The following is a 25470-nucleotide window of genomic DNA, read 5'->3' as shown; positions in this document are numbered from 1 at the left end:
CAGTAAGTGCTCGGGTGCCTTGGCATCCGCAAGCGCTGGCGTCGTCCCGCTGGCTTTATTGGAAAAGGCTGCGGCACGCTCATTGGGTCACCGGGTTCGGCTTCTCTGGATCGATCCGATACTTTTCGATGGCCTCGCGCACGCGCGATGCCGGGATGCTGCCCTCGTCGGCCAGCGCCTTGAGCGCGGCGATGACGATGTACCAGCGGTTGACCTCGAAGAACTTGCGCAGCTGGCTGCGCATGTCGCTGCGGCCGAAGCCGTCGGTGCCGAGCACGCTGTAGCGGCGCGGCAGATAGGGCCGGATCTGATCGGCATAAGCGCGCATGTAGTCGGTGGCGGCGACGATGGGGCCTTCGCTGTCGGCGAGCTGCTCGGTCACATAGGCGCTGCGCGGCGGCGCTTCTGGATGCAGTAGGTTCCAGCGCTCGCAATCGATGCCATCGCGGCGTAGCTCGTTGAAGCTGGTGACGCTCCAGACATCGGCGGCAACCGCGAAGTCTTTGGCGAGCAGTGCGGCGGCGGCTTGGACCTCGCGCAGGATGGTGCCGCTGCCGAGCAGTTGTACGCGCGCTGACCCGGCCTTGGCGCTCGCCTCGCGCTCTCTTGCATGAGCCGTATCGCCCGTTGTCGTCGTCGCCTGCGTCTCGTCTGCCTCAGTCGCCGATGGCAATCGGTAGAGGCCGCGCCGGATGCCGTCCTCGACCCCCTCGGGCATCGCCGGCTGCGGGTAGTTCTCGTTCATCACCGTGATGTAGTAGAAGCAGTTCTGCTTCTCGGCGTACATCCGGCGCAGACCGTCCTGGACGATCACCGCCAGCTCATAGGCAAAGGCGGGGTCGTAGCTGACGCAGTTGGGGATGGTCGCGGCGGCCAGATGGCTGTGGCCGTCTTGGTGCTGCAGGCCCTCGCCAGCGAGCGTGGTGCGCCCGGCGGTGCCGCCGAGCAGGAAGCCGCGCGCCTGCATGTCGCCGGCGGCCCAGATCAGGTCGCCGACGCGCTGGAAGCCGAACATCGAGTAGTAGATGTAGAACGGGATCATCGCCTGGCCGTGGTTGGCGTAGGCGGTGGCGGCAGCGATCCAGGACGACATGGCGCCGGCCTCGTTGATGCCCTCTTGCAGGATCTGGCCGTTGGTCTCCTCGCGGTAGTACATCACCTGGTCGGAGTCGACCGGCTCATAGAGCTGGCCAACGTGCGAGTAGATGCCGAGCTGGCGGAACATGCCTTCCATGCCGAAGGTGCGCGCCTCGTCGGGTACGATCGGCACCACCAGCTTGCCGATCGTCTTGTCGCGGAGCACCATCGACATCAGCCGGACCATGGCCATGGTGGTCGACATCTCGCGCTCGCCGCTGGATTCGAGCAGTTGCGAGAAGGCCGCTAGCTCGGGTACCGCGAGCGCCGGGGCGTCGTCGAAACGCGCCGGTAAGGGGCCGCCGAGGGCCTCGCGGCGCTCCTGCAGGTACTTCAGCTCGGGGCTGTCGGGGGCTGGCTTGTAGAAGGGCGCGGCGCCGATCTGCTCGTCCGAGATCGGGATGTTGAAGCGGTCGCGGAAGGCCTTGAGATGGGCCTCGCCCATCTTCTTTTGCGAGTGGGTGATGTTCATGCCCTCGCCGGCAACGCCCATGCCGTAGCCCTTGACGGTCTTGGCCAGGATCACCGTTGGCTGGCCCTGATGGCTCATGGCCGCGGCGTAGGCGTTGAAGACCTTGACCGGGTCATGGCCACCGCGATTGAGGCGCCAGATGTCCTCGTCGGTCATGTTGGCGACCATGTCGGCGAGTTCGGGGTACTTGCCGAAGAAATGCTCGCGGGTGTAGGCGCCGCCCTTGGCCTTGTAGGCTTGGTAGTCGCCGTCGACGCATTCTTCCATGCGCTTGAGCAGGAAGCCCTGGTTATCGCGTGCCAGCAGTGGGTCCCAATAGCTGCCCCAGATGACCTTGATGACGTTCCAACCGGCGCCGCGGAAGACGGCTTCAAGCTCCTGGATGATCTTGCCGTTACCGCGCACCGGGCCGTCGAGCCGTTGCAGGTTGCAGTTGACGACGAAGACCAGATTGTCGAGTCGCTCGCGCGCGGCCAGGGAGATGGCGCCGAGTGATTCGGGCTCGTCCATTTCGCCGTCGCCGAGGAAGGCCCAGACCTTGCGTCCTTCGGTGTTGAGGACGCCGCGGTCACTCAGGTAGCGCATGAAGCGTGCCTGATAGATGGCCATGATCGGTCCCAAGCCCATCGAGACGGTCGGGAACTGCCAGAAGCCCGGCATCAGCCAGGGGTGCGGATAAGATGACAGTCCTGGACCGTCGACCTCCTGGCGGAAATTGTAGAGCTGCTCCTCGCTGATGCGGCCTTCGAGGAAGGCGCGCGCATAGATGCCGGGGGCCGAGTGGCCTTGCATGAAGACCAGATCGCCGCCGTGGTCCTTGCCGCGGGCGCGGAAGAAATGGTTGAGGCCGACGTCATAGAGCGTGGCGCTGGAGGCGAAGGAGGAGATATGTCCGCCCAGTTCCGAAGACAGCCGGTTGGCTTGGACCACCATCGCCATCGCGTTCCAGCGGATGAAGGAGCGGATGCGTCGCTCCATCGCCCGATCGCCAGGGAAACGCTCCTGCCTCTGCATTGGGATGGTGTTCAGATAGGCGGTGTTGGCGCTGAACGGCAGATAGGCGCCGGAACGGCGGGCCTTATCGATCAGGCGCTCGAGCAGGTAGTGCGCGCGCTCGATACCCTCGTTCTCCAGCACGGCGTCCAGGGACTCGAGCCACTCTTGAGTCTCCTGGGGGTCGATATCGGGCTTATTGGACATGGCGTTTCCTGAAAGCGAGGGCGTAACGCGACGGCGAGCGGTTGAAAGCTGCCAAAGCTACCGGAGCCTCAGTGAATTGGCAAATACTGATTATAGGTTTAACGTCGATGGGGTCAGATTGACAAAGCCTGTTCAAACAAAAAGCTCCCGATTGACGGGGGCTTGCGCTTAGGCTGCCGGATGCCGCTGCGCCCAGCGGAGGCTAAGCGTGGTCGGTTGATCCATGACGGAGCCTGTCGCCGAGCGAGCCGTTTGGTCACCGGACCCTGCGCGGCTGCCGGTCTTCGGCCTGCCTGACGAGCCGCAGAAAGGCCTGGCAGCGTGCTGTGAGCTCCTCGCCCGCATGCAGGTCACCACCGATCAGCAGCATGCTGTCGCGTCCATAAAAGGTCACCAGCTCAGGCACCTGCTCGAGGCGCATGCCGCCGGCGGGCACCGGCCAGATCGGCGCGAGTCCAGCCAGCGGCGCCCTGGCGGCGGTCGTGATCTCTTGGCACTCGGTCGCAGTGAACGCGAAGCGACCGCCAAAGCTCGGGAAGATGGTCGCGTCGGCACCGGCGAGACGGGTGAGGGTGCCGAACAGCAGGCCGTGGGCTAGGCCCTGGCTCGATCCCAGGCCTGATCCCAAGCCTGATCCCAGGCTAAGGCCGCCGAGCAGTGCCGGATGACTCAGTATCGGCAGTGCGATCTGATCGTCAGCGGCGAGTCGTCGCAGGCTGTCGAGTCCGGTCAGGCCCGGACAGAGCAGCAGGCCACCGGCGCCCTGCTCGCGAGCATACTCGGCACGGGCGTTGAGTTCATCTGCGGGCGCGGTGATGTTTGGCAGATAGAGGCTGGTGTGACCCGTCTGCTGATTGGCGCGGGCAATGGCCTCGGCGCAGCGGCTGACCCGCTCGTCGAAGGGGCAGAAGGTCTGATCGCTCAAGCCGTGGTCGTCCTTGATTAGGTCGATGCCGCCGAGGGCGAGGCGATAGGCCATGTCGGCCAGTTCACTCGGGCTGAGTCCCATTGGCTTGAGCGCGGTGCAGAGCAGTGGCCGATCGGTGATGCCCAGCCGTTGGCGCAGCCCAGCGATACCGAAGCGTGGTCCTGTGTGGTGCTGCAGCAGCGCGGGCGGGAGATCGATGCGCTGCAATCGCACCCCGGGCTGCAGCGCGACGTTGCCGAAGAGGACATTGAGCAGCTGGGTGAGCTCGCGTCCAGCGGCCTCGATCGGGTAGCGGATGCTAACCTCGAAGCTGCTTGGGTTTTCATCGCTGGCGTCGTGGTTGGAGTTGCCGCTCCAGCTCGCGCCGGATATGGAATCAGTACCGGGGTGAGTGCTGGAGCCCATGCTGGAGCAGGGCTCGATCTCAGCAATGGTGCCGACGATCTGCGCGCGAATCGCCTCATTTGGGATCAGCGCCTCTGGGAACTCGACTGTCTGCTCGAGGCAGATCGCGCGGGCGCGCGCCTCAACCTCCGCCGTTGTGCCGCTGAGGCGATAGACCGCGGTGAAGCGCTCGCCGCTGAGGGAGAGTGTTGAACTGGCTGTCATCGGGGCTTTTTGGTGTGCTGGTTTTTTAAGTGCTCTCAAGAGGGCGCTTATAGGCGTTAAGCGCTTCCATTGGGGTGATTGTTGATTTTGACTCGGATTGTTCTATAATCGTTCCCAGCAGAGTTCTAAAGTTAATCATCAGTCCTGTTGGGAATGTTTAGATGGAATCACCGATCCCTTTGCCGGTTGAGCGTGCGATTCGCAAATTGGGCACTGATCTCTCGCTTGCGCGTCGGCGACGCCACATCAGCCAGGCATCGCTCGCGGAGCGGATGGGCGCCTCCCTGTCCACGGTCCGGCGCATGGAGAAAGGCGATGTCCGCGTGCCCATTCACTTCTTTGCTCGCGCTCTGCATGTCTTTGGCGACATTCAGGCGCTGGAGCAGCTACTTGATACCGCGAATGATGATATTGGTCTGACGCTGATGGATGAGCAACTGCCTAAGCGGGTGCGCAACAAGCGCAACACTCCTGAGGCCTTATAGCGCAGGCCTTATGGCGCAGGCCTTATAGCGCAACACCCTGAGGCCCTATGATGATGGAGAGGTCATGAATTCTGCGGCAGCATCGGTCCGCCAACAAGTCGAACTTCGCATCGGCAAGGCGGGAACGCGAGTCGGCCATCTGATCTATGTCCGCCAGGGGCGACGGGAAAACACCGCGCTGGCCTATGCCGAGTCATGGTTGTCCAACCCTGACCGATTCAACATCTCCGCCGATTTGCAATTGGGCCTGGGCTACCAGCCCCACAAAGCGGCCACCGCGCAGGATTCCGTCTTTCATGGGGCGATCGCTGACACGGCCCCGGATGCCTGGGGAAGACGGGTCATTGCCCGTGACCATGCCAAGCGCCGAAAAGAGCAGCCACGTCTTGCTCCACTCACAGAGATGGACTACCTGCTTGCGGTCGACGATTTTAGCCGTGTCGGCGCCTTGCGCCTCTCTGATGGGGATGGATGTTACCTCCGAACAGTCGAAGAAGGACGTCGCAGCACACCGCCGCTGATCGAGCTGAGTCGGATCTTCCAGGCCAGCCAGGCGCTAGAGCGCGGTCAGGAAACCATCGCCGATTTGCGTTACCTGCAGGGCAAGGGGACATCGCTGGGTGGCATGCGTCCCAAATGTTCTGTGGTGGAGGAGGACGGCTGGCTGGCGATCGGCAAGTTCCCAAGTGTCGGCGATCTGCGCAGTGTCACCCGAGGGGAAGTGCTGGCTCTGAAGTTGGCTCGGCGTGCCGGCATTGAAGCGGCTCAGGCGCGTATCGTGCAGCTGGATAACATCCCTGTGGCCGTGATTCGTCGCTTCGACCGCAGCGAGAGCGACGCTCGGATACCCTACCAGTCGGCGGCAACGCTACTGCAGGCCTCCCGCGCAGAGGAACGCAGCTACACGGAAATCGCTGATGCGATTCGCCGTTATGGCTATGCCCCGACGCAGGACTTACAGCAGCTCTGGCGCCGGCTGGTCTTTAATCTGTTGATCACCAATGTGGATGACCATCTGCAAAATCATGGTTTCCTGCACCTGGGAAAAGGTCTCTGGCAGCTGGCGCCCGCGTTCGATATTAATCCTTTTCCGGACAAGGAGCGGGAATCCAAGACCTGGCTGTCTGAGGAGGATGGGCCGATCACGGATGTGACCATGTTGCTAGCAAGAGCCGACTATTTTGCGCTGAGCCAGCAGCAAGCGTTGGCGGCTCTGGCCGAGGTGTATGTGGCAGTCTCGAACTGGCGTCAGATTGCACTCAGCTCAGAGGTGAGACTGCAACCAGCGGAGCTGGACGACTTCGCACCAGCCTTTGAGCATGATCAGACAGAGGCAGCTGCGCTGTTGCTCAGGCAATAGGCAAAGTCAAGCAAAGACTGTCTTCCAGTGCCAGATCAACCAACAGAGACGAGTATGGCGTCTCAAGCGCGCAATATCAAAGCTTGAGTTTGATAATGCAAGGTTACTCGGCAACTGGGCCTTCGATGATCACTGCCAGCGAGAGATCCACGATCAGAGGTCTTCGGTCTTATCCGCCTTGGCGAGGGTCTCGCCCTGAGTCTCGGCGCGAATGTCGGCTGCGATCTTGGCTAAGATCGCATCATCGATCTGCAGTGATTCGCCGATCAAGGTCTCAGCGGCTCGGACCAGCGCTGCTGCATCGAGTCCGTATTCGCGCATCAGGTAGGGCTTGCTGGCGCCGTGGGCATAGGTGTCGCGTAGGCCGAGCCGGATTAGCCGCTTGCCGATGCCTTGCTCGGCGAGCTGTTCAGCGAGCGCGCTGCCGAGTCCGCCGATGATGCTGTGGTTTTCGATCGAGATCGCGCCATGGCGGGCCTTGGCGATCTGCTCGAGCAGCTGGGGGTCATCGAACGGCTTGAGGGTCGAGACGTGCAGATGGCTGACCGAGACGCCATGGCTACGCAGCGCAGCGACGGCGTTGATGGCTGCTTCGGTACAAATACCGGAGCTGATGACAGCAAGATCGCTGCCTTCGCCAAGCAGCCGCGCCCGGCCAAGTCGTAATGGCTGATCGGCCGGGAACAGTCGTGGCACCTCACCACGGAGCTGGCGCACATAGACTGGGCCGTCGATGGCTTGTGCGACCGCGAGCACGGATGCCACCTCGGTCGCGTCGCCGGCCTCGAGGATGGTCATGTTCGGCACCGCGCGCAGTAGGGCGATGTCGTCGATGGCCTGATGGGTGACGCCGCCGGGGGTGGTGATGCCGGGCAGGAAGCCGATCAGCCGCACCGGCAGGTTCGGATAGGCAATGCTCATCGCCAACTGATCGAAGGGGCGGCGGGTGATGAAGACCGAGAAGGTGTGGATATAAGGAAAAAAGCCTTCGCGCGCGAGCCCGGCGGCGAAGCCCAGCATGTTCTGTTCGGCCATGCCGAAGGAGAAGAACCGCTCCGGGTACTGATCGCGGAAGCCGTCGGCTTCGCAGGAGGCGGTGAGGTCGGCGCCGAGTACCAGCAGGTCCGCGTGCTCGGCAGCAAAGCGGATCAGGTTCGATCGATGGGGGCGGGTGACCAGCTCGATCATCAGTGGTGGTCCTGGGGGAGGGGCTGAAGCATGGACTGACGAGGCGGGCGCCCCGACTCGACATTTCGCTCTTCAGTCAGCCTGAATCTCGCGCGATTCATCTTTGCGGGGTTGCGCACGGCCATGTTCGTTGGCTGCGATCTGGCGTTCATTGGCTGATACTGTCCTGCCAGTGCTCGAGCAGGTCCTCGTAAGCGTCTTGCTCTGCCGTTGTCTTGAAACGCAGATAGTGCAGCTTCGGCGCTCGTTTGCGGAGTAGGTCAATGCCGCGGCAAGGGTCGGTGCGGGCAATGACGACCAGTGGCCGGTCGGTCGGTGCCGGCTCGGCTGGGTGCTCGGGCATGGATGCCGTTGCTGTCACTGCTCTCGACGTTGCGCCTGTGTCCGCGCCTGCTGCCGATAAGCGCGCCAGCGCCGGCGCGGCCAAGGCCTGGCTGTCGTGGCCATCGACCTCATGCACCTCGGCGCCAAACGCACGCAGGCGATCGGCAAGGGGCTCGATGGTCATCACATCGGTCATGGGACCATCGCATTGCTGGGCATTGGCATCGATGTAGACCCCGAGATTGCCGATGCAATGATGGGCCAGCGCGGCGAAGGCCTCCCAAGTCTGGCCCTCTTGAAACTCGCCATCGGACATGAACACCCAGACCCGTCCGGTCTCACCGCGCAGCCGGCGCGCGAGCGCGATGCCACCGGCCTGGCTCAGGGCCTGGCCGAGCGAGCCGGCGGTGACCTCGTGACCGGGGGAATGTTCGGCACCGATCAGCTCGACCGTGCTGCCGTCGGTGTTGAAGGCCGCTAAGGCATCCGGGCCAAGTCGGCCAAGCTCGATCAGCAGCGCATACAAGACCAGTGCGTAATGCACCGGGGAGAAGATGAAGCGATCCAGCTCGGGCGCGCGCGGGCCGTTGTAACCGGCGCCAGTGAAGGCATCGGGGTTATCACGGCTGGGCACGCCGGCAAAGGCGCGCGGGATCAACGGGGCGATACTGGGGCCGAGCCGCATGACCCGCAGGTAGAGGGTCGCGAGGATCTCGGCGGACGAGCAAGCCTGGCTGAGATAGCCGCCGTTGTTGCGCAGGGTATGCTCGAGGACGCGACGGCGGATGCCCGCAGCGACGGCTTCAACCGTCAATGTCGATGGTGGCTGAGCGGACGTTGCCTGCTGTCCAGTGTGCAATGGTTGCGCGCTCATTGTTCTGGGGCTGCGCTGGCAGGCGCGGATTGTGCGCTGAATGCCTGGCCGGTTACGCCGCGTGACTCGGGTCCGAGCAGGTAGAGATAGGCGTTGATGATCTGCTCAGGAGGCGCCAGCCTGGTCGGATCTTCGGCTGGGTAGAGCTGCCGCCGCTGCGCGGTGCGCACCGCGCCGGGATCGATGCTGTTGACGCGGATGCGGCTGCTGTTCTCGGTCTCTTCAGCGAGCGTCTGCATCAGCGCCTCGATGCCGGACATCGCGGCGGCGAAGGCGCCCCAGTAGGCAAGTGCACGGCGACCGACGCGATCGGATTGGAACAGGATCGAGGCGGCTTCCGCGGCGCGCAACAGTGGCAAGCAGGCCTGGGTGAGCAGGAAGGGCGCGGTCAGATTGATGCGCAGCACCTTGTTCCACTGCTCGGCGTCGTAGTCATCGATGCGGCTCAGGAAGGGGATGTATTGGGCCGTGTGCACCAGCCCGTCGAGCCGGCCGAACTCGTCGCCCAGGGTGGTTGCGATGCCGAGCATCAGTGGCTCGTCGGCCTTGTCGAGGTCGAGTGGCAGGCTGGCCGGCTCAGGCGAGCCCTCGGCGGTGATCGCGTCGTAGACCGACTCGAGCGCCTTCTCGCGGAAGCCGCTGAGGATCACGGTGGCGCCATGGCGAGCTGCGGCGAGCGCCAGTGCCTTGCCGATGCCTTCGGCGGCGCCGGTGATGAGAATCACGCGGTCCTCGAGCAGGTTAGGGCGGGGTTGGTAGTCCTGCAGGTTAGGCTTCACGGCGATGCATCAGTGTGTCGACAATCATAAGGCGTATTTCCAGGGCCTCTCTCGCCAGCACTCGCAGCACTCGCGATGATAGAGCGCAAGCGCTGAAGAGCAAGATAGCGATGGCTTGAGGCTAGCGTTGATCAGCAAGGCCAGTCAGCGTGGGCGCTCAGGATCGCGTGCTGGCGTTGATGGGGTCAAGCCGGTAGATCGTCCTCTTGGGGGTCGTCTTCGGCGCCACCCAAACACTGCGACGACTCGTACCACAAGACATTGATGATGCCAAAGGCGACGGCGAGTAACACGCCGAGAATCCAGGTGAAGTACCACATGCGTTGCTGCTCCGAATCGGGATGGACCGCGCCAGCCATTGGCTGGCGCTTGGGTGGCTGCTGATCAGGCGACTGCCGCCTCGGTGTCTAAGACCGTTAAGGCGTCCAAGGCCACTCAGGCAGCCTAATAGGCCAGCTTGTCCTGAGCGCGAATCTCCTCCACCGTGATCCGACGCCACATCTTGACATAGGTCCAGGTGGTGTAGGTGAGGATGATCGGGATGAAGATGACCGCGGCCCAGAACATCACCGTCAGCGTGAGATGACTGGATGTGGAATCCCAGGCGATCAGGCTGCTGTTCGGGTTGCTGCTCGAGGGCATGATGAACGGGAACATGGCGGCGCCGGCGGTCATGATGATGCCGGTGATCCCGAGCCCGCTCATGATCAGCCCGAGCCCGGCCCGATCGCGCATCGACAGCGAGATCGCAAGTCCGAGTCCAGCAAAGCCGAGGATCGGGAATAGCAGGGTCCAGGGATACTGCCGGTAGTTGGTCAGCCAGCCGTAAGGGTCGACGATGACCTCCTTGGTCAGCGGGTTTGGCGTCGCATCTAGCGGCGGCATGCTCACCACCTTGAAGCCATCGACGCCGAGCGTCAGCCAGATCCCGGCCAACGCGAAGGCCGCAATGGTGCCTAGCCCGACGATCTTCGCCCAATCTTTGGCGCGCGAGGCGATCGGCTCGCTGGTGCGCAACTGCAGCCAGATGGCGCCGTGCATGGTCAACATGCCGAGGCTGATGAGTCCGGCGAGCAGCGCAAAGGGGTTGAGCAGGCCGAAGAAGCTGCCGGTGTAATAAGGCCGCAGCAGCTCATCCAGGTGAAAGGGTACGCCCTGTAGCAGGTTGCCAAAGGCGATGCCGAACACCAGCGCCGGCACCGCACCGCCAATGAACAGCCCCCAGTCCCAGGCGTTGCGCCAGGCCTTGCTTTCGATCTTGCTGCGGTAATCGAAGCCAACCGGTCGGAAGAAGAGCGCGAACAAGGCCAGCAGCATGGCGAAGTAGAAGCCGCTGAAGGCGGTGGCATAGACTAGCGGCCAGGCGGCGAAGATGGCGCCGCCTGCGGTGATCAGCCAGACCTGGTTGCCGTCCCAGTGCGGGCCGACGGTGTTGATGATGACGCGGCGCTCGTCGTCGCCCTTGCCAACGAAGGGCAGCAGGGTGCCGACGCCCATATCCATGCCGTCGGTGACGGCAAAGCCGATGAAGAGCACACCGACCAGCACCCACCAGATCAGTTTGAGGACTTCGTAGTCGATGATCATGCGCCATCTCCTAGGTGCCGATTGGCGGGTGCGCTTGCTGAGGGGGCGCCCGCGCCGCTCGGGTCGGTCTCGGGCTTCGTCGTTGCTGCCTGCTGTTTCTCGAGTGTCTCGAAGTGATACTTGCCGGTGTGCAGCGAGCTTGGTCCCTGACGACCAAACTTGAACATCAGGAACATCTCGATGATGAACAGCGCTGTGTAGAAGATGATGAAGGCGCTGAGGCTGATGAGCAGGTCGTTCGCGGCCAGGCTGGAGGCCGCAACCGAGGTCGGTAACACCTCACCAATCGCCCAAGGCTGGCGACCGAACTCGGCCACGAACCAGCCGGTCTCGGCGGCAATCCAGGGCACCGGGATGCTGAAGAGGAAGGCGCGCAGCAGCCAGCGCTTATCCTGCACCTGGCGCTTGGCGTTGTAGTAGAAGCCGAGCGCGAACAGCAGCAGCATCCAGAAGCCAGCGGCGACCATGACGCGGAAGCTCCAGAACAAGGGGGCGACCTCGGGGATCGAGTCCTTGACCGCCATTTGGATCTGCTCCTCGGTGGCCTCGGCCGGGTTGTCGATGTAGGCCTTTAGCAGGAGTCCGTACCCGAGATCGTCCATGTGGTCCTTGAACATGGCGCGGTTACCCTCGGTATCCTGACCGTTGCGCAACCGCTGCAGGTATTCGTAGGCGATCATGCCGGAGCGGATTCGGATCTCGTGCTCGACCATCAGGTCTTTCAGCCCGGTGACCTCTTGATTGAGCGAGCGGGTCGCGATCAGGCCCATCAGCCAGGGGATCTTGATCGCGTCGTGGGTCTCTTCGTCCTCATTGCTCGGCCGTCCGTAGGCGGTAAAGGCGGCCGGCGCCGGCTCGGTATGCCATTCGGCCTCGATCGCGGCGAGTTTGACCTTCTGCACGTCGCCGACCTCATACCCGGACTCATCGCCGAGCAGGATCACCGACAGGATCGACGCCAGGCCGAAGCCCATCGCGACCGAGAACGAGCGCTTGGCGAAGGCGAGGTCACGCCCTTTGAGCATGTAGTAGGCACTGATGCCGGCGACGAACATCGCCGCGGTGACATAGCCTGCAGCGACGGTGTGCACGAACTTGACCTGCGCCACCGGGTTGAACAGCACCTCGCTGAAGCTGACCATCTCCATGCGCATGGTCTCGAAGCTGAACTCGGAGCCGACCGGATGCTGCATCCAGCCATTGGCGATCAAGATCCACATCGCTGAGAGGCTGGAGCCGACAGCGACCAGGAAGGTGACGGCCAGATGCTGGCGTTTGCTCAGGCGCTCCCAGCCGAGGAAGAACAGGCCGATAAAGGTCGATTCGAGGAAGAAGGCCATCAGGCCCTCGATGGCCAGCGGTGCGCCGAAGACATCGCCGACATAATGGGAGTAGTAGGCCCAGTTGGTGCCGAACTGGAACTCCATGGTCAGGCCGGTGGTGACGCCGAGGGCAAAGTTGATGCCGAACAACTTGCCCCAGAACTTGGTCATATCCTTATAGATCTGACGTCCGGTCATCACATAGACACTTTCCATGATCACCAGCATCCAGCTGAGCCCGAGGGTCAGCGGGACGAAGAGAAAGTGATACATCGCGGTGATGGCAAATTGCCACCGCGATAACTCGACCATTGCGCTATCTAGCATGGTTGGAATCCCGAGTGAGGGCTGGGTTCGGTTTAGTGCTCGTGGGGTGCGGCGGGCGGCAATGCTTGCCCGTTCGCGATGGCGCTCAGCGCGGCTGCGATATCGGTCTCGGAGGTCGTGATGACGCTGATCTCTTGGCGCGCCATGCGCTCGATGAAGAGGTCTCCGGCGCCGCCGGTCAAAATATGGCTGAGCTGGCGCTGATAGAGCGGATGGTCGGGGCCGTGGTACTCGTGCAGCGAGAGTTCCTTAGGCAGATCGAGCCGTTCGATCTCGACCGGCGCGCTGCCCGGCTCGAGATCGTAGATCAGGAAGCGGCGGCTCTTGCCGGCATGCCCGGTGATGGTCTTGAAGTTCTGGCTGCTGACGGCAATGCGCATGGGTTGGGTCTCTCGGTGGATGGGCTCGGCTTGGGCCTATGCCTGCTGCGGCTCGTCGTCGTTCTGACGCAGTTCGAGCGCCCAGTCTTCCATCGCCGCGTTGGCGACGGGCATTGGCGTTTCCATGAAGCTGATCACGAACTGATCGTCCAGCTCGGCGATGCCGATCGAGCGCGGCCGGAGCCCGAGGATCTCGGGGCTCGGAAGCGCCAGGCCGAAGCAAAACAGCACATTCTTCGCCGCGCGGATCTCGCTGGCCATCTGGCCGTCTGGCAGGGCGCAGGTATGCGCATAGTGATCGAAGATGGAGATGAAATGCGCGCAGCGATGGGCTTCGATGCAGCCGCGAAAGTAGTCGCAGATCTCGTTGATGCTGTTGAATCGGGTCTCGTTGCGATCGAGCCTGAGCACAAAGAGCGGGTAACGTTCGTTGAGCAGGGTTTGCTTCATGGTGCGGTGCGTCGCTTGGCCCGAATGGCCACTCGGGGTTGTTCTTACGCGTCGTCCGCGCAGCATAGTGGGCCTGACTCAACAGCGACATTGAAAGCTGTCATTGACCGCACAAGTCACTGACCGCTCGGATGGAGGAAACCCGCGAGGAGCGGGTTCGAGTGACGGTTTCGGCGCCTCTCGGGGAGCGCTGTCCGGGTCATCGCCTAATCCTCGGCGATGCGCCTGAGGTTGGGGATGTCGAGCAGGAAGCGATTCGGGCGCGACTCAACGATCAGGCTTTCACGCTTGAAGCTCGCGATGGTGCGGCTCGCCGTTTCCGTGGTGATGCCGAGCATCGCGCCCATGTCTTCGCGGCCGAAGAGCTGGCATTCGCTCGATTCGCGGTCGCGCACCAAACGCAATAGTAAGCGCGCGACGCGCTGCCGAGCCGAGCCGGTGGAGAGTTCAGTGAGCCAGGCATCGGCCTCGTTCAAGGCGCGTTGCCAGCGCTGCATCAGCTCTTCGTGGAGGCTGGGATTATCCTTACTCAGCGCTTTGACGATCCGCGTTGGGAAGCGACAGATCTCAGTCGGTGCGAGCGCAACGGCGTCGTGCTGATAGGCATTGCCGAGCAGCGCTTCGAGGCCGAGCACGTCGGTCCCGCGCGCGATGCGGACGATGCGCTGGCTGCCTTCTGGCAGATATTGCACCAGCTTGAGGGAGCCGCTGCGCACAGTGAACATGTAATCGCCGATCTCGCCGGTTTGATACAGGGCGGTGCCCGGCTTGAGTTCAAACTGATCGATCGGGTCGTGGATGCGGTCGAAGTCCTGCTCGGCGAGTCCGGCGAACAACACCGATGCTCGCAGCGAGCAATTCCGGCAGTCGGCCTCGCCGGCCCAAGCCTCACGGAGTGTCACGGATTTGACCATGCCTCTAAGTCTATTATCAGCGCTGTCAATGACGGTTAGCGGACGAGTGTACAGGAATTTTGCGCTGCATAATCGGCCTAGCGAAGGAGTACTCGATCAACAGGCTCGCAGTATGATGCAGGGAATCGATGTTTGATCCTAGTCTTGCTGAGGCCGATTGTCCCTATGTCCTTGCTCTCGCTGCGCTCTGTCACGCTCTCTTATGGCCATCCGCCGCTGCTCGCGGGGATCGATCTCGAGATTAGTCCAGGTGAGCGCGCCTGCCTGATCGGGCGCAACGGTACCGGCAAGAGTACCTTGCTCAAGATCATCGATGGTGAGATCCAGCCCGATGCGGGCTCGGTCTGGTGCAGCGACGGTCTGCGCGTTGCCCGTCTTGCCCAAGAGGCGCCGCTTGGCGATGAGCATCGGGTGTTGGATGTGGTGGCTGGCGGTCTGGGCGAGTTGGGTCGCCTGGTGGCCGAATATCATCATCTGAGCCATCGTTTGGCTGAGCATGGTGCTTCGGCGTCGGAGCGTGACTTGGCGCGGTTGGCCAACGTCCAACACGCGCTGGAATCAGAGCATGGCTGGGAGATCGAGCAACGTGCCGAGCGCGTGATCTCGCGGCTGGGCCTTGATGCCGAGGCGGTCTATGCCACCCTCTCCGGCGGCTTGCGGCGGCGCGTGATGTTGGCGCGGGCGCTGATCAGCGAGCCGGATCTGCTGCTGCTCGACGAGCCGACCAACCACTTGGATATCGAGACCATCGAGTGGCTCGAGGAGCTGTTGCTCGGCTTTCAGGGCTCATTGCTGTTCATCACCCACGATCGTCGCTTCTTGCGCAACCTGGCCACCCGCATCCTCGAGCTTGATCGCGGCCAGCTGACGGACTGGCCTGGCGATTACGATAACTATCTGCGCCGGCGCGAGGAGCGTCTGCATGCCGAGGCCAAGGAGCGCGAGCGCTTCGATAAGCGTCTCGCCGAGGAAGAGGTGTGGATTCGGCAAGGCATCAAGGCACGCCGGACGCGCAATGAGGGCCGGGTGCGCGCGCTGCAGGCGATGCGAGCGGAGCGACAAGCCCGACGCGAGGGTCCAGGGCAGGCGCGCCTGAGCATCGACAGCGGCGATCGCAGCGGTAAGTTGGTGGTCGAGGCCGAGGGCGTGAGCTTTTCCTATCAGCCTGATGCGGCCGTGCCAGCGACCATCCAGGGACTCAGCACCCTGATCCTGCGCGGCGATCGGGTTGGCATCATCGGCCCCAATGGCGCCGGCAAGTCGACCTTGCTGAAGTTGCTGCTCGGCCAGTTGCAGCCGGACTCTGGGCAGATCCGACTGGGTACGAACCTAAAGGTCGCCTACTTTGATCAATTGCGGGCGCAGCTCGATCCGGCTCGGAGCGTGCGCGATAACGTGGCGGGTGGCAGCGATAAGGTCGAGGTCGGCGGGCGCAGCCTGCACGTGCTGTCGTATCTGAAAGACTTCCTGTTCGCCCCCGAGCGTGCGCAGCAGCCGGTCTCGGCCCTTTCCGGGGGTGAGCGCAATCGGCTGCTGTTGGCCAAGCTGTTCACCCAACCGGCCAATCTGCTGGTGCTTGACGAGCCCACCAACGATTTGGACGCCGAGACGCTGGATCTGCTGGAGGAGCTGCTGAACGACTTCGACGGCACCCTGCTGCTGGTCAGCCATGATCGTGACCTACTCGACAATGTGGTCACCTCCAGCCTGGTGCTCGAGGGCGACGGGCGAATGCAGGAATACGTCGGCGGTTATTCTGATTGGCAGCGGCAGCGCCAGCAGCAAGGCAATGACCGCGCTGCGGGGTCGCCTGCGCCGGCGACAAAACGCTCGTCGGCCCAGCCGAAGACGTCAGCGTCAAGCCAGAAGGGCCAGCGTCACGACGATGGGCGTGCCGCCTCGGCGGGTCGCGGCAAATCACCGGCCAAGCTCAGCTATAAGGATCAGCGCGCGCTGGAGCAGCTGCCGCAGCAGATTGAAACACTCGAGTCCGAGGTCGAGCAGCTGCATGCGCGGCTGGGTGATCCGGCGCTGTACCAGGGGCCTGCGGGCGAGGTCAGCAGCGTTCAGGCGCGGCTGGCTGAGGTCGAGGCCGAGCTGCAAGACTGCTACGAGCGTTGGGAGGCCCTCGAGGCCGCTCAAGAGGCATTGCAATGAGCAAGGATGGCTTGATGATTGCTTACCAGGATGTCGTCTTAAATCGACTTGCTCGCAAAAACCCTAGGCAGCCTGATGTTACAGATCGATACGCTGAATCAATATTACGGCGAGAGTCATACCCTGTGGGATCTGTCGGTGACCTTCCCGGAGGGTGAATGCACCTGCGTGATGGGCCGCAACGGTGTCGGCAAAACGACGCTGATGGACTGCATCATGGGACTGCGCCCACTACGCAGTGGCGCAATCCAATTCCAAGACCACGACCTTGCGCGCCTACCGGCCGAACGTCGGGCGAGGCTTGGCATCGGCTATGTGCCGCAGGGACGGCAGATCTTTCCGCTGCTGTCGGTCGAGGAGAATCTGCGTATCGGCCTGCCGGCACGGGCGGATCGCAGTCGCCGCATCCCTGACTTCATCTTCGAGCTGTTTCCGGTGTTGGACCAGATGCGTAGCCGCCGCGGCGGTGATCTGTCCGGCGGTCAACAGCAGCAGCTGGCGATCGGTCGGGCCTTGGTGATCGACCCAACGCTGTTGATCCTAGATGAGCCTACCGAGGGTATTCAGCCTAATATCGTGCATGAGATCGGCGACATCATCCGCCGCTTGATGGAGCAACTTGGCCTGACCGTCATTCTGGTCGAGCAGAAGCTGCCATTCGCACGCCGGGTTGGTGACCGCTTCGCGATTCTTGATCGCGGTCGGCTCAAGGCCGAAGGGACGATGGACGCGCTCGGCGATGAACTGGTGCGCGAGTACCTGACCGTCTGATGCCGGCAGCACGGACTTTGAACGAAGGCCGGCGCTTGGGGCCGCTGATGCAGGCACCGGTGAATCCATCAGCCAATCCATCAGCCAATCCATCAGCCAATCCAACCCCGCCATCGGCACTGCCGCCGGTGGCCCGATCAATGAAGCCGGCAGCAGGGTGGGGCGCACGCATCGGGCTTCAGTTCGAGTCGCGCGGCGAGCGCACCATTCTGGCGCAAAAGCAGCAGCAGGGCCCATTGACGGTGCAGCGTGCCTTCTATCCGGAAGGGGCGGCCTGTCATCTCTACCTGCTGCATCCGCCTGGCGGTGTCGTTGGCGGCGATCGTCTCGAGATTGAGGCCCAGGTCGCAACTGGCGCACACGCGCTGCTGACCACGCCCGGTGCAGCCAAGTTCTACCGCAGTGCCGGCGCCATGGCCCAACAGCGCCAGCACTTCGAGGTCGCCGATGGTGGCGTGCTTGAATGGCTACCGCAGGAGTCGATTCTGTTCCCGGGTGCGCGCCTCGAGTTGCGGAGCCGCATTGCTTTGCGCGGTAGCGCGCGCTTGATCGGCTGGGAGATCCTCAGCCTCGGGCGGCCGGTCATCGATGAGCGTTTCGATCGGGGTTGCGCCACCATCGGGCTACGCATCGAGCGCGATGGCCATCCGCTGCTGAGCGAGCGTCTGCGGCTCGATTTGGAGCAGTCGCCTCAGATCGGGCTTGACGGTGCCAGTGGCCTGCGTGGTCTGCCGATCACGGCAACCTTGATCGCGACTGGTGCGACCGCTGCTGATCTGGCGGCGGCGCGGGCCGCGGTTCCGGCCGAGCCTGGATTCGCGCTCGGCCTCAGCCTGCTCGACGACCTGCTCGTGGCGCGGGCGCTGGGGGCGAAGGTCGAGCCGGTGATGCACCAGTTCCGCGCGATCTGGCGTTGTCTGCGCCCACGACTGCTTGGGCTAGAGGCATCCTCGCCGCGTATCTGGGCAACCTGAACGCCAGCCAGAAAGTCACCCAGATGGTCGCTCTAGCATATTCACCTTAGCAGGGAGTCTGACCCTTTTGCTCGATGCTGTATCGGCAGACGGCGCTGGCGTAAACTCTCAACTTTCCATCCGCGACTCGACGAGGCGTCGACCATGGAACTGAATCCCCGCGAAAAAGATAAGCTGCTGTTGTTCACGGCTGGGTTGCTGGCCGAACGGCGCAAGGCCAGAGGGCTGAAGTTGAACTATCCGGAGGCAGTCGCCTTCATCAGCTGCGCCATCCTCGAGGGTGCGCGCGATGGCCGCACCGTCGCCGAGCTGATGGATTTCGGCCGCACGCTGCTGACCCGTGACGATGTCATGGACGGCATCCCAGAGATGATCCCAGACGTGCAGGTTGAGGCGACCTTTCCGGATGGCACCAAGCTGGTCACTGTCCACGATCCAATCGTCTAGCCCGTTTCCCCACCTTGAGGATCGCAGCATGATTCCAGGCGAACTCTTTCCAGCCGCCGGTGAGATCGAGCTCAACGCTGGCCGGCTTCCGTTATCGGTCGAGGTTGCGAACACCGGCGATCGGCCGATCCAGGTCGGCTCCCATTACCATTTCTACGAGACCAACCCGGCACTGCGTTTCGATCGTGGCCCCACCCGCGGTCACCGACTGGATATCCCCGCGGGCACCGCGGTTCGCTTTGAGCCTGGCCAGTCGCGTACCGTGACCCTCGTGCCCTATGCTGGTGATCGCATCGTGTTCGGGTTTCGTGGCGAGGTGATGGGGCCGCTCGACCCCGAGCCTGCGCCAAGCAGTGCGGCCGACGACGACAGTGCGAACAATGGGGTCGAGCAGGAGATCAAGGCATGAGTCGAATCAGCCGGCAGGCCTATGCATCGATGTACGGTCCGACCACGGGCGACAAGCTGCGCCTGGCCGATACCGACCTGATCATCGAGGTCGAAGAAGACCTGACCCACTACGGCGATGAGGTCAAGTTTGGCGGCGGCAAAGTGGTTCGGGATGGTATGGGACAGTGCCAACGCCAGTCCGACGAGGTGATGGATCTGGTGATTACCAACGCCCTGATCCTCGACTTTTGGGGCGTGGTCAAGGCCGATGTCGGGATCAAGAGCGGGCGGATCGCGGCGATTGGCCAGGCCGGCAATCCGGACACGCAGCACGGCGTGGATGTGCTCATCGGGCCTGGTACCGAGATCATCGCCGGTGAGGGCCGCATCCTCACCGCTGGCGGCATCGATGCGCATGTGCACTTCATCTGCCCGCAGCAGGCCGAAGAGGCGCTTGCTTCCGGCGTCACGACGCTGCTCGGCGGTGGTACCGGTCCGGCCTCGGGTAGTCTGGCGACGACCTGTACCCCCGGGCCCTGGAACATCCGTCGGATGCTCCAGGCCGCCGAGGGGCTACCGGTCAATATTGGTCTGCTCGGCAAGGGCAACGGTAGCCAGCCGAATGCGCTGGAGGAGCAGGTGCGCTGCGGCGCCATGGGCCTGAAACTGCATGAGGATTGGGGCACGACCCCGGCCTCGATCGACTGCGCGCTCGGCGTGGCCGAGAAGATGGATGTGCAGGTCGCGATCCACACCGATACCCTGAATGAATCGGGCTTCGTCGAAGACACCATCGCCGCCTTCAAAGACCGTTGTATCCACACCTATCACACCGAGGGTGCCGGCGGTGGCCATGCGCCGGACATCATCAAGGCCGCCGGTCTCTCCAATGTGTTGCCCTCGTCGACCAATCCGACCCGTCCCTACACGGTGAATACGGTCGATGAGCACCTGGACATGCTGATGGTCTGCCATCATCTGTCCCCATCGATCCCCGAGGATGTCGCCTTTGCCGAGTCGCGCATTCGGCGCGAGACCATCGCGGCCGAAGACATCCTGCATGACCTCGGCGCCTTCTCGATGATCTCATCGGACTCGCAGGCGATGGGTCGGGTCGGCGAGGTCGTCTGCCGTACCTGGCAGACCGCGCATAAGATGAAGGTGCAGCGCGGCCATCTGTCGGCACCGGATTGGGCAGGCGTGGTCGACCGTGGCGATAACGACAATTACCGCGCCAAGCGCTACATCGCCAAATACACCATCAATCCGGCCATCACCCATGGCATCGCCCATGAGGTCGGGTCGATCGAGGTCGGCAAGCTGGCCGATTTAGTGCTGTGGAAGCCGGCCTTCTTTGGTACCAAGCCGAGCCTGATCCTCAAGGGCGGCATGATCGCGATGGCGCCAATGGGTGATCCCAACGGCTCGATCCCGACCCCGCAGCCGGTCCATTATCGGCCGATGTTCGGCGCCTTCGGCGGCGCGCTCGGTGAGACCTGCATGACCTTCATCTCCCAATGGGGATTGCAGGCTGGCGAGCCACAGCGCCTGAACCTGAGACGACGGATCGGCGTGGTGCGCGATGTGCGCCAAGTGCGCAAGGTCGACATGATCCACAACTTCTGGCAACCAACCATCGAGGTTGATCCGCAGACCTATCAGGTGCGTGCGAATGGTGAGCTGCTGACCTGCGAGCCGGCGGATGTGCTGCCGATGGCGCAGCGGTATTTTCTTTTCTGATGCCTCATCGTAACTTGTCACGCTCAGCACGGTTTGGCGCCGAGCAGCACACCTGGTGCGGTGATTTGAGATCAAATCACCCAAGACGATGGCTAGGTGCAGCACGATGATGTTTAGAGTCCAGCACGATGACGCATAGCCACGATGTCTTGCTGCGTCTGGTGCGTCGGGTCACGACCGCGCATGAAGCGGTCGCTGAAGTCACCGGGACGGATCGGACCGAGACACCGAGCGGGACACTCTCGCTCACCTACGAGCAGCGCTCACGCTCGCGCCTGCGTGCTCAGCTGGATGACGGCCGTCAGGTTGGCATCCTGCTGCCGCGCGGCGAGACCCTGCGCGATGGAGATCTGTTGGCGGATGAGCAGGGCGAAGTGATTCGGATACGAGCGGCCGCCGAGCCGGTGTCCTGCGCCGAGGTCGATGACCCACTGCAACTGACGCGTGCTGCCTATCATCTCGGTAACCGGCATGTGGCGCTGCAGATCGAGCCTGGGCGACTGTGCTGGCTGCATGATCATGTGCTGGACGCGATGGTGCGCGGGCTCGGGCTGAGGGTGCGCGCCGAGCAAGCGCCGTTTGAGCCTGAAGCGGGTGCTTACGGTGGCGCTGCGATTGGCCCGGGACATGGAAATGGGCACGGACATCGACATGGGCACGGACAAACGCTAGGCGAGGCTGGGCAGGAATATGGTCACAGCCACCATCACTGATGGGCAGATAAGGCGGCTGCGATTGTTCCAACTGCTCAGCCCGTCGCTGCCGGTGGGCGCCTTCGCCTACTCGCAGGGCTTGGAATGGGCGGCCGAAACCGGCTGGGTCAACAGCGAACAGGCGCTTGCGAATTGGCTCTCGGATCAACTCTCGCAGGCCTTGACCTATGTTGATCTGCCGGTCCTGCTGCGCATGATAGAAGCGGCAATGGCCGACGATGCGCAATGGATGTCGCACTGGATCAGCGAGCTTCAGGCGCTGCGGGAGACCGCGGAGCTACGTGCAGAAGAGACCGGACGGGGCCGGGCGTTGGCCGATCTTCTCGGCTCACTGGGATTGCTCGATGAGCCAGGCACGTACTGGCGAACGCTACTCTCGGGCAGTCAACTCTCAGGCTTCGCCTTTGCCGCCGCGGCCTGGCAGATTGAGTCCACCGATGCGCTGCTCGGCTATGCCTGGTCTTGGGCCGAGAATCTGACCTTGGCGGGCGTCAAGCTGATCCCGCTCGGGCAAACCGCTGGACAGCGTGTCCTGTTGCGGCTTGCGGAACAGATCCCGGCCGCGGTCGAGGCTGCGCAAAGGCTCGATGACGCAGACATCGGCGCCAGCACACCGGCCCTGGCCATCGCCAGCAGTCGACACGAAACCCAATACACACGACTCTATCGCTCATGACCACAGCAACCTCGAATCCGCTCCGGGTCGGTGTTGGCGGCCCCGTCGGCTCCGGCAAGACCGCGCTGCTGGATGCGCTCTGCAAACGCTTGCGCGACCGCTATCAGATCGCCGTCGTCACCAACGACATCTATACCCGTGAAGACGCCGAATTCCTGATCCGCAGCCAGGCGCTGCCGGCCGAGCGCATTATCGGCGTTGAGACCGGCGGTTGCCCACATACTGCAATACGAGAAGACGCCTCGATGAATCTGACCGCGGTTGCCGATCTGCAGCAGCAGTTTCCGGCGCTCGATCTGATCTTCATCGAAAGTGGCGGCGATAACCTAGCCGCGACCTTTAGTCCGGAGCTTGCCGACCTAACCCTCTATGTGATCGATGTCTCCGAAGGCGAGAAGATCCCGCGTAAGGGTGGCCCGGGCATCACTCGATCCGACCTGCTGGTCATCAACAAGATCGATCTCGCGCCGCATGTCGGTGCCTCACTCGAGGTCATGGAGAGCGACACCAAGCGCATGCGCGGGGATCGCCCTTTCGTGATGACCAACCTGCGCGCCGGTGTGGGCGTTGAGGCCATCGTCGATTTTGTGGTTCGCCAAGGGATGCTTGTTTGAGCGCAGACTTGGTGCAGAGCTGTCCGCTTGGCATGTCGCCACGCTTGCCGGGGCTCTGCTAGACTGCTCGCATGCGCCATCATATCGACCCCAAGATTGACTGCGTCTTCAAGGCGCTACTCGGCGCTGAGGCCAACCGCTGCCTGCTGATCCACTTTCTCAACGCCATGCTGGAAGCGGATCTACCCGCGCCGATCACCACGGTCGATATCCTTAACCCTTACAACGAGCGCGAATTCCTCGACGACAAGCTCAGCGTCGTCGACGTGAAGGCCCGTGATGACTACGGCGGACTGCACCAGGTCGAGATCCAGCTTTTGACTTATCGCGATCTTCCCGCCCGCATCAGCTACGGATGGGCTGATCTCTACAGCTCCCAGCTCAACAGTGGGGAGACCTATGCCAAGCTTAAGCCAACGTATGCCATCTGGCTGCTCGCCCAAGACCTCATCTGCGACAGTGATGCCTATCTGCACGACTTCCGTCTGCGTGATGTCCAAGGCCTCAGCCTCGTCGAGCACGGTGGCATCTGGGTTCTTGAACTGAACAAGTTCCACGCTGAGCTGGTCGAAACTGAGCAAGAACGTTGGTTAAAGTTCTTTAAGGAGGGCGCCAGCCTCGACAGCGAGGCGCTCCCCCCTTGGATGCAGACCCCTGAGATGAGGCAAGCCATGAGCACCTTAGAACGCTTTTCTGAGAAAGACCGCGCCTATCATGCCTATCAAGCGCGGCAGAATTATCTACGCCAACAGATGAGTATTCAGCAAGAGCTAGACGAACGCCGCGCCGAGGCCGAGCGTGAACGGTTGATGGCTGAGCAGGCGCGGCAAAATGCAGAGCAGGCGCGGCAAAATGCAGAGCAGGCGCGGCAAAGTGAAGAGCAGGCGCGGCAAAGTGAAGAGCAGGCGCGGCAAAGTGAAGAGCAGGCGCGCATGGCGCTTGAGCAAGAGCGTGCGGCCAAGGAATCCGCCCTTGCGGAGGTTGAGCGCCTCAAGGCTCAGCTGCGCGGTTCAGTGGACTAGCTCCAACGGACCTCGATGCTGCATGCCATTGGCCGAAGATCGATCAGTTGCTCCGCCGTTTCTTTATGCGCAGCCTATGGGCTGAATCACCAGGTCATTATCACCAGGTCATTAACGAACCGTGACACTGAACCAAGAAATCAAGAACATTGTCGATTTTTCCAAAGGCAATGGGCTGGTGACGGCTATCGCCCAAGATGCCGAGACCGGTGAGATCTTGATGGTGGCGAGTATGAATGAGGAATCTCTTGCCAAGACCATCGAGCTGGGCGAGGCGGTCTACTGGAGTCGCTCGCGTCAGAAGCTCTGGCATAAGGGCGAGGAGAGCGGCAATACCCAGAAGATCCGCGAGCTGTATCTGGATTGTGACGGCGATGCACTGCTCTTGAAGGTGGAGCAGATCGGCGGCGCGGCCTGCCATACCGGGAAGCGCAGTTGCTTCTTCCGTCAGCTCGATCAGGATGGCGTCACCGATGTTGGCGTGCAGGTCTTCGACCCGAGCGAGGTGTATAAAAAATGACCAACGATGAAGCCCGCTCGCGTTTCAATAAGCGTATCGAGTGATGACGGAGGCTAAACAGCGATGAAGAGGCAAGAAATCGACGCAGTCATCGCGATCTTGGTTGCACTGCTGGTGGCCGCTGCTGTTGCCTGGGCGGGTAGCCAAGGCGGCGTCAGCATCGCTGGCGTTCCGTTATTCGCACTGGCTGCTGTGGTCGCCTTCGGCATCCAATGGGCGGTGTTCGTACCATCCTATCGGCAGCAGACCGAGCACTGGTATGACCTGACGGGGAGCCTGACCTATCTCAGCATCGTGATCGGTACGCTCATCTTGGTGGGGCGTTTCGACCCGAGATCGCTGGTCATCGTTGGGTTGGTGACGATTTGGGCTGCACGCCTCGGCAGCTTTCTCTATCGGCGTGTGCAAAAGGCTGGCAGCGACAGTCGCTTTGATGAGATCAAGCCATGTTTCGCCAGCTTTTTGATGGCCTGGACCCTGCAGGGTCTTTGGGTCTTCTTGACCTTGGCTGCGGCACTGGCCGCAATGACGGCGTCGACAGCGCCATCATGGGGTCTGCTTGGTGTGATCGGCATCATGGTGTGGATATTCGGCTTTGCGATCGAGGCGATTGCCGATGCTCAGAAGCAGAGCTTTCGCAAAGATCCTGCCAACAAGGGGCGCTTCATCCACTCTGGGCTCTGGGCCTGGTCACGACATCCGAACTATTTCGGTGAGATCACGCTCTGGTTTGGCATGGCACTGATCGCGCTGCCAGCGCTCTCAGGTTGGCAGTATGTGACGTTGATATCGCCGCTGTTCGTCTATGTGCTGATCGTTTTCATCAGCGGTATCCCAATGCTGGAGTCGCGTGCCGATGAGCGCTGGGGTGATGATCCGACCTATCGCGACTACAAGGCGCGCACGCCGGTGCTGTTGCCACGGCCACCGCAGGCTTGACCCAAGGCCACTGAACAAATTCGCGGCCTAGCTGCGCACAAGCCGGGCGCGCGCTTGCTAAGGCGATTGGCGGAAAAGCTCGTACCGAATTGCACAGGATGTTCGTTTGCCTTCGAGAAGTGTCGTCGAGGGCATGGACGAGCTTGTGACCGGGCGGCGCGACGAAGAAGA

At 62.5% G+C, this 25470-nt stretch carries 25 protein-coding genes; 14 read left to right on the top strand and 11 right to left on the bottom strand.

Translation table 11 applies throughout. The features are described 5' to 3' along the window. Nucleotides 1-79: 79 nt before the first annotated feature. Nucleotides 80-2809 (bottom strand): pyruvate dehydrogenase (acetyl-transferring), homodimeric type, encoded by a 2730-nt coding sequence (gene aceE / locus CCR96_RS14050; protein ID WP_201220742.1) that lies wholly within the window; start codon nt 2807-2809, stop codon nt 80-82. A gap of 256 nt (nt 2810-3065) precedes the next feature. Continuing rightward, nucleotides 3066-4346, bottom strand: coding sequence for a RuBisCO large subunit C-terminal-like domain-containing protein (locus tag CCR96_RS14045; RefSeq protein ID WP_201220741.1), 1281 nt, complete (start codon nt 4344-4346; stop codon nt 3066-3068). A 161-nt stretch (nt 4347-4507) separates the two neighbouring features. Here CCR96_RS14045 and CCR96_RS14040 point away from each other — a divergent pair, with 161 nt between their 5' ends. Beyond that, on the top strand, nt 4508-4831 hold the full coding sequence (locus tag CCR96_RS14040) for a helix-turn-helix domain-containing protein (protein ID WP_201220740.1): 324 nt from the start codon (nt 4508-4510) through the stop codon (nt 4829-4831). A gap of 64 nt (nt 4832-4895) precedes the next feature. After that, the gene (locus CCR96_RS14035; protein WP_201220739.1) at nt 4896-6191 is read left to right on the top strand and encodes a type II toxin-antitoxin system HipA family toxin; all 1296 of its coding nucleotides are present in this window, start codon (nt 4896-4898) and stop codon (nt 6189-6191) included. Nucleotides 6192-6344: 153 nt separating this feature from the next. Here the strand turns inward: CCR96_RS14035 and CCR96_RS14030 are convergent, their stop codons facing one another. The 9 genes from CCR96_RS14030 to CCR96_RS13990 all read right to left on the bottom strand — a co-directional run bounded on the left by CCR96_RS14030 (nt 6345) and on the right by CCR96_RS13990 (nt 14336). Next, complete coding sequence (locus CCR96_RS14030) at nt 6345-7379, bottom strand: transketolase family protein (RefSeq protein WP_207191971.1); 1035 nt, start codon at nt 7377-7379, stop codon at nt 6345-6347. A 148-nt stretch (nt 7380-7527) separates the two neighbouring features. After that, nucleotides 7528-8577: a transketolase gene (locus tag CCR96_RS14025; RefSeq protein WP_242519093.1), complete on the bottom strand. Its 1050-nt coding sequence runs from the start codon at nt 8575-8577 to the stop codon at nt 7528-7530. Next, a complete protein-coding gene (locus CCR96_RS14020) occupies nt 8574-9356 on the bottom strand; it encodes a YciK family oxidoreductase (protein ID WP_338035884.1) in 783 nt (260 codons plus the stop codon). The genes CCR96_RS14025 and CCR96_RS14020 overlap by 4 nt, the downstream gene beginning before the upstream one ends. A gap of 185 nt (nt 9357-9541) precedes the next feature. Beyond that, nucleotides 9542-9715, bottom strand: coding sequence for a cytochrome bd-I oxidase subunit CydX (gene cydX, locus CCR96_RS14015; protein ID WP_428995631.1), 174 nt, complete (start codon nt 9713-9715; stop codon nt 9542-9544). An 85-nt stretch (nt 9716-9800) separates the two neighbouring features. Next, nucleotides 9801-10943, bottom strand: coding sequence for a cytochrome d ubiquinol oxidase subunit II (gene cydB, locus CCR96_RS14010; protein WP_207191970.1), 1143 nt, complete (start codon nt 10941-10943; stop codon nt 9801-9803). Next, nucleotides 10940-12592, bottom strand: a complete 1653-nt coding sequence (locus tag CCR96_RS14005) for a cytochrome ubiquinol oxidase subunit I (protein ID WP_201220737.1) — start codon at nt 12590-12592, stop codon at nt 10940-10942. The genes cydB and CCR96_RS14005 overlap by 4 nt, the downstream gene beginning before the upstream one ends. Before the next feature lie 32 nt (nt 12593-12624). Further along, nucleotides 12625-12972, bottom strand: a complete 348-nt coding sequence (locus CCR96_RS14000) for a NifB/NifX family molybdenum-iron cluster-binding protein (protein ID WP_201220736.1) — start codon at nt 12970-12972, stop codon at nt 12625-12627. A 36-nt stretch (nt 12973-13008) separates the two neighbouring features. Further along, nucleotides 13009-13422: a DUF6858 family protein gene (locus tag CCR96_RS13995; protein ID WP_201220735.1), complete on the bottom strand. Its 414-nt coding sequence runs from the start codon at nt 13420-13422 to the stop codon at nt 13009-13011. A gap of 206 nt (nt 13423-13628) precedes the next feature. After that, a complete protein-coding gene (locus tag CCR96_RS13990; RefSeq protein ID WP_201220734.1) occupies nt 13629-14336 on the bottom strand; it encodes a Crp/Fnr family transcriptional regulator in 708 nt (235 codons plus the stop codon). Between the two features lie 165 nt (nt 14337-14501). Between CCR96_RS13990 and CCR96_RS13985 the strand changes: the two genes are divergently transcribed. From CCR96_RS13985 to CCR96_RS13930, 12 genes are all read left to right on the top strand, one after another. Continuing rightward, a complete protein-coding gene (locus tag CCR96_RS13985; RefSeq protein WP_201220733.1) occupies nt 14502-16493 on the top strand; it encodes an ATP-binding cassette domain-containing protein in 1992 nt (663 codons plus the stop codon). A 75-nt stretch (nt 16494-16568) separates the two neighbouring features. Then, a complete protein-coding gene (urtE, locus tag CCR96_RS13980) occupies nt 16569-17264 on the top strand; it encodes an urea ABC transporter ATP-binding subunit UrtE (protein ID WP_201220732.1) in 696 nt (231 codons plus the stop codon). Nucleotides 17265-17404: 140 nt separating this feature from the next. Further along, a complete protein-coding gene (locus CCR96_RS13975) occupies nt 17405-18238 on the top strand; it encodes an urease accessory protein UreD (RefSeq protein WP_201220731.1) in 834 nt (277 codons plus the stop codon). A gap of 144 nt (nt 18239-18382) precedes the next feature. Beyond that, on the top strand, nt 18383-18685 hold the full coding sequence (ureA, locus tag CCR96_RS13970) for an urease subunit gamma (RefSeq protein WP_201220730.1): 303 nt from the start codon (nt 18383-18385) through the stop codon (nt 18683-18685). A 28-nt stretch (nt 18686-18713) separates the two neighbouring features. Further along, nucleotides 18714-19094, top strand: coding sequence for an urease subunit beta (locus tag CCR96_RS13965; protein WP_201220729.1), 381 nt, complete (start codon nt 18714-18716; stop codon nt 19092-19094). Beyond that, entirely contained in the window at nt 19091-20815 is a 1725-nt protein-coding gene (ureC, locus tag CCR96_RS13960) for an urease subunit alpha (RefSeq protein ID WP_201220728.1), read from the top strand. Before CCR96_RS13965 ends, ureC begins: the two co-directional genes overlap by 4 nt. Nucleotides 20816-20973: 158 nt before the next feature. Next, complete coding sequence (ureE, locus tag CCR96_RS13955) at nt 20974-21528, top strand: urease accessory protein UreE (RefSeq protein WP_420827272.1); 555 nt, start codon at nt 20974-20976, stop codon at nt 21526-21528. 22 nt (nt 21529-21550) lie between these two features. Continuing rightward, nucleotides 21551-22204, top strand: a complete 654-nt coding sequence (locus CCR96_RS13950) for an urease accessory protein UreF (protein ID WP_242519092.1) — start codon at nt 21551-21553, stop codon at nt 22202-22204. Further along, a complete protein-coding gene (gene ureG / locus CCR96_RS13945; RefSeq protein WP_201220725.1) occupies nt 22201-22818 on the top strand; it encodes an urease accessory protein UreG in 618 nt (205 codons plus the stop codon). Before CCR96_RS13950 ends, ureG begins: the two co-directional genes overlap by 4 nt. Before the next feature lie 71 nt (nt 22819-22889). Then, nucleotides 22890-23840, top strand: a complete 951-nt coding sequence (locus CCR96_RS13940; protein ID WP_201220724.1) for an Rpn family recombination-promoting nuclease/putative transposase — start codon at nt 22890-22892, stop codon at nt 23838-23840. Nucleotides 23841-23967: 127 nt separating this feature from the next. After that, complete coding sequence (hisI, locus tag CCR96_RS13935; protein ID WP_201220975.1) at nt 23968-24360, top strand: phosphoribosyl-AMP cyclohydrolase; 393 nt, start codon at nt 23968-23970, stop codon at nt 24358-24360. Nucleotides 24361-24423: 63 nt separating this feature from the next. Next, nucleotides 24424-25299 (top strand): DUF1295 domain-containing protein, encoded by an 876-nt coding sequence (locus CCR96_RS13930; RefSeq protein ID WP_201220723.1) that lies wholly within the window; start codon nt 24424-24426, stop codon nt 25297-25299. Nucleotides 25300-25470: the final 171 nt, after the last annotated feature.

The sequence above is a fragment of the Halochromatium roseum genome, from assembly GCF_016653315.1.
In the GTDB taxonomy this organism is placed as follows: domain Bacteria; phylum Pseudomonadota; class Gammaproteobacteria; order Chromatiales; family Chromatiaceae; genus Lamprobacter; species Lamprobacter roseus.
The sequence above is the reverse complement of the archived record's forward strand: the minus strand, read 5'-3'. Positions and strand labels throughout refer to the sequence as shown.

Excerpts from the sequence above, each read along its gene's own strand:
- aceE (WP_201220742.1), bottom strand. The coding sequence starts at position 2,809 with ATGTCCAATAAGCCCGATATCGACCCCCAGGAGACTCAAGAGTGGCTC.
- CCR96_RS14045 (WP_201220741.1), bottom strand. The coding sequence starts at position 4,346 with ATGACAGCCAGTTCAACACTCTCCCTCAGCGGCGAGCGCTTCACCGCG.
- CCR96_RS14040 (WP_201220740.1), top strand. The coding sequence starts at position 4,508 with ATGGAATCACCGATCCCTTTGCCGGTTGAGCGTGCGATTCGCAAATTG.
- CCR96_RS14035 (WP_201220739.1), top strand. The coding sequence starts at position 4,896 with ATGAATTCTGCGGCAGCATCGGTCCGCCAACAAGTCGAACTTCGCATC.
- CCR96_RS14030 (WP_207191971.1), bottom strand. The coding sequence starts at position 7,379 with ATGATCGAGCTGGTCACCCGCCCCCATCGATCGAACCTGATCCGCTTT.
- CCR96_RS14025 (WP_242519093.1), bottom strand. The coding sequence starts at position 8,577 with ATGAGCGCGCAACCATTGCACACTGGACAGCAGGCAACGTCCGCTCAG.
- cydX (WP_428995631.1), bottom strand. The coding sequence starts at position 9,715 with ATGGCTGGCGCGGTCCATCCCGATTCGGAGCAGCAACGCATGTGGTAC.
- cydB (WP_207191970.1), bottom strand. The coding sequence starts at position 10,943 with ATGATCATCGACTACGAAGTCCTCAAACTGATCTGGTGGGTGCTGGTC.
- CCR96_RS14005 (WP_201220737.1), bottom strand. The coding sequence starts at position 12,592 with ATGCTAGATAGCGCAATGGTCGAGTTATCGCGGTGGCAATTTGCCATC.
- CCR96_RS14000 (WP_201220736.1), bottom strand. The coding sequence starts at position 12,972 with ATGCGCATTGCCGTCAGCAGCCAGAACTTCAAGACCATCACCGGGCAT.
- CCR96_RS13995 (WP_201220735.1), bottom strand. The coding sequence starts at position 13,422 with ATGAAGCAAACCCTGCTCAACGAACGTTACCCGCTCTTTGTGCTCAGG.
- CCR96_RS13990 (WP_201220734.1), bottom strand. The coding sequence starts at position 14,336 with ATGGTCAAATCCGTGACACTCCGTGAGGCTTGGGCCGGCGAGGCCGAC.
- CCR96_RS13985 (WP_201220733.1), top strand. The coding sequence starts at position 14,502 with ATGTCCTTGCTCTCGCTGCGCTCTGTCACGCTCTCTTATGGCCATCCG.
- urtE (WP_201220732.1), top strand. The coding sequence starts at position 16,569 with ATGTTACAGATCGATACGCTGAATCAATATTACGGCGAGAGTCATACC.
- CCR96_RS13975 (WP_201220731.1), top strand. The coding sequence starts at position 17,405 with ATGAAGCCGGCAGCAGGGTGGGGCGCACGCATCGGGCTTCAGTTCGAG.
- ureA (WP_201220730.1), top strand. The coding sequence starts at position 18,383 with ATGGAACTGAATCCCCGCGAAAAAGATAAGCTGCTGTTGTTCACGGCT.
- CCR96_RS13965 (WP_201220729.1), top strand. The coding sequence starts at position 18,714 with ATGATTCCAGGCGAACTCTTTCCAGCCGCCGGTGAGATCGAGCTCAAC.
- ureC (WP_201220728.1), top strand. The coding sequence starts at position 19,091 with ATGAGTCGAATCAGCCGGCAGGCCTATGCATCGATGTACGGTCCGACC.
- ureG (WP_201220725.1), top strand. The coding sequence starts at position 22,201 with ATGACCACAGCAACCTCGAATCCGCTCCGGGTCGGTGTTGGCGGCCCC.
- CCR96_RS13940 (WP_201220724.1), top strand. The coding sequence starts at position 22,890 with ATGCGCCATCATATCGACCCCAAGATTGACTGCGTCTTCAAGGCGCTA.
- CCR96_RS13930 (WP_201220723.1), top strand. The coding sequence starts at position 24,424 with ATGAAGAGGCAAGAAATCGACGCAGTCATCGCGATCTTGGTTGCACTG.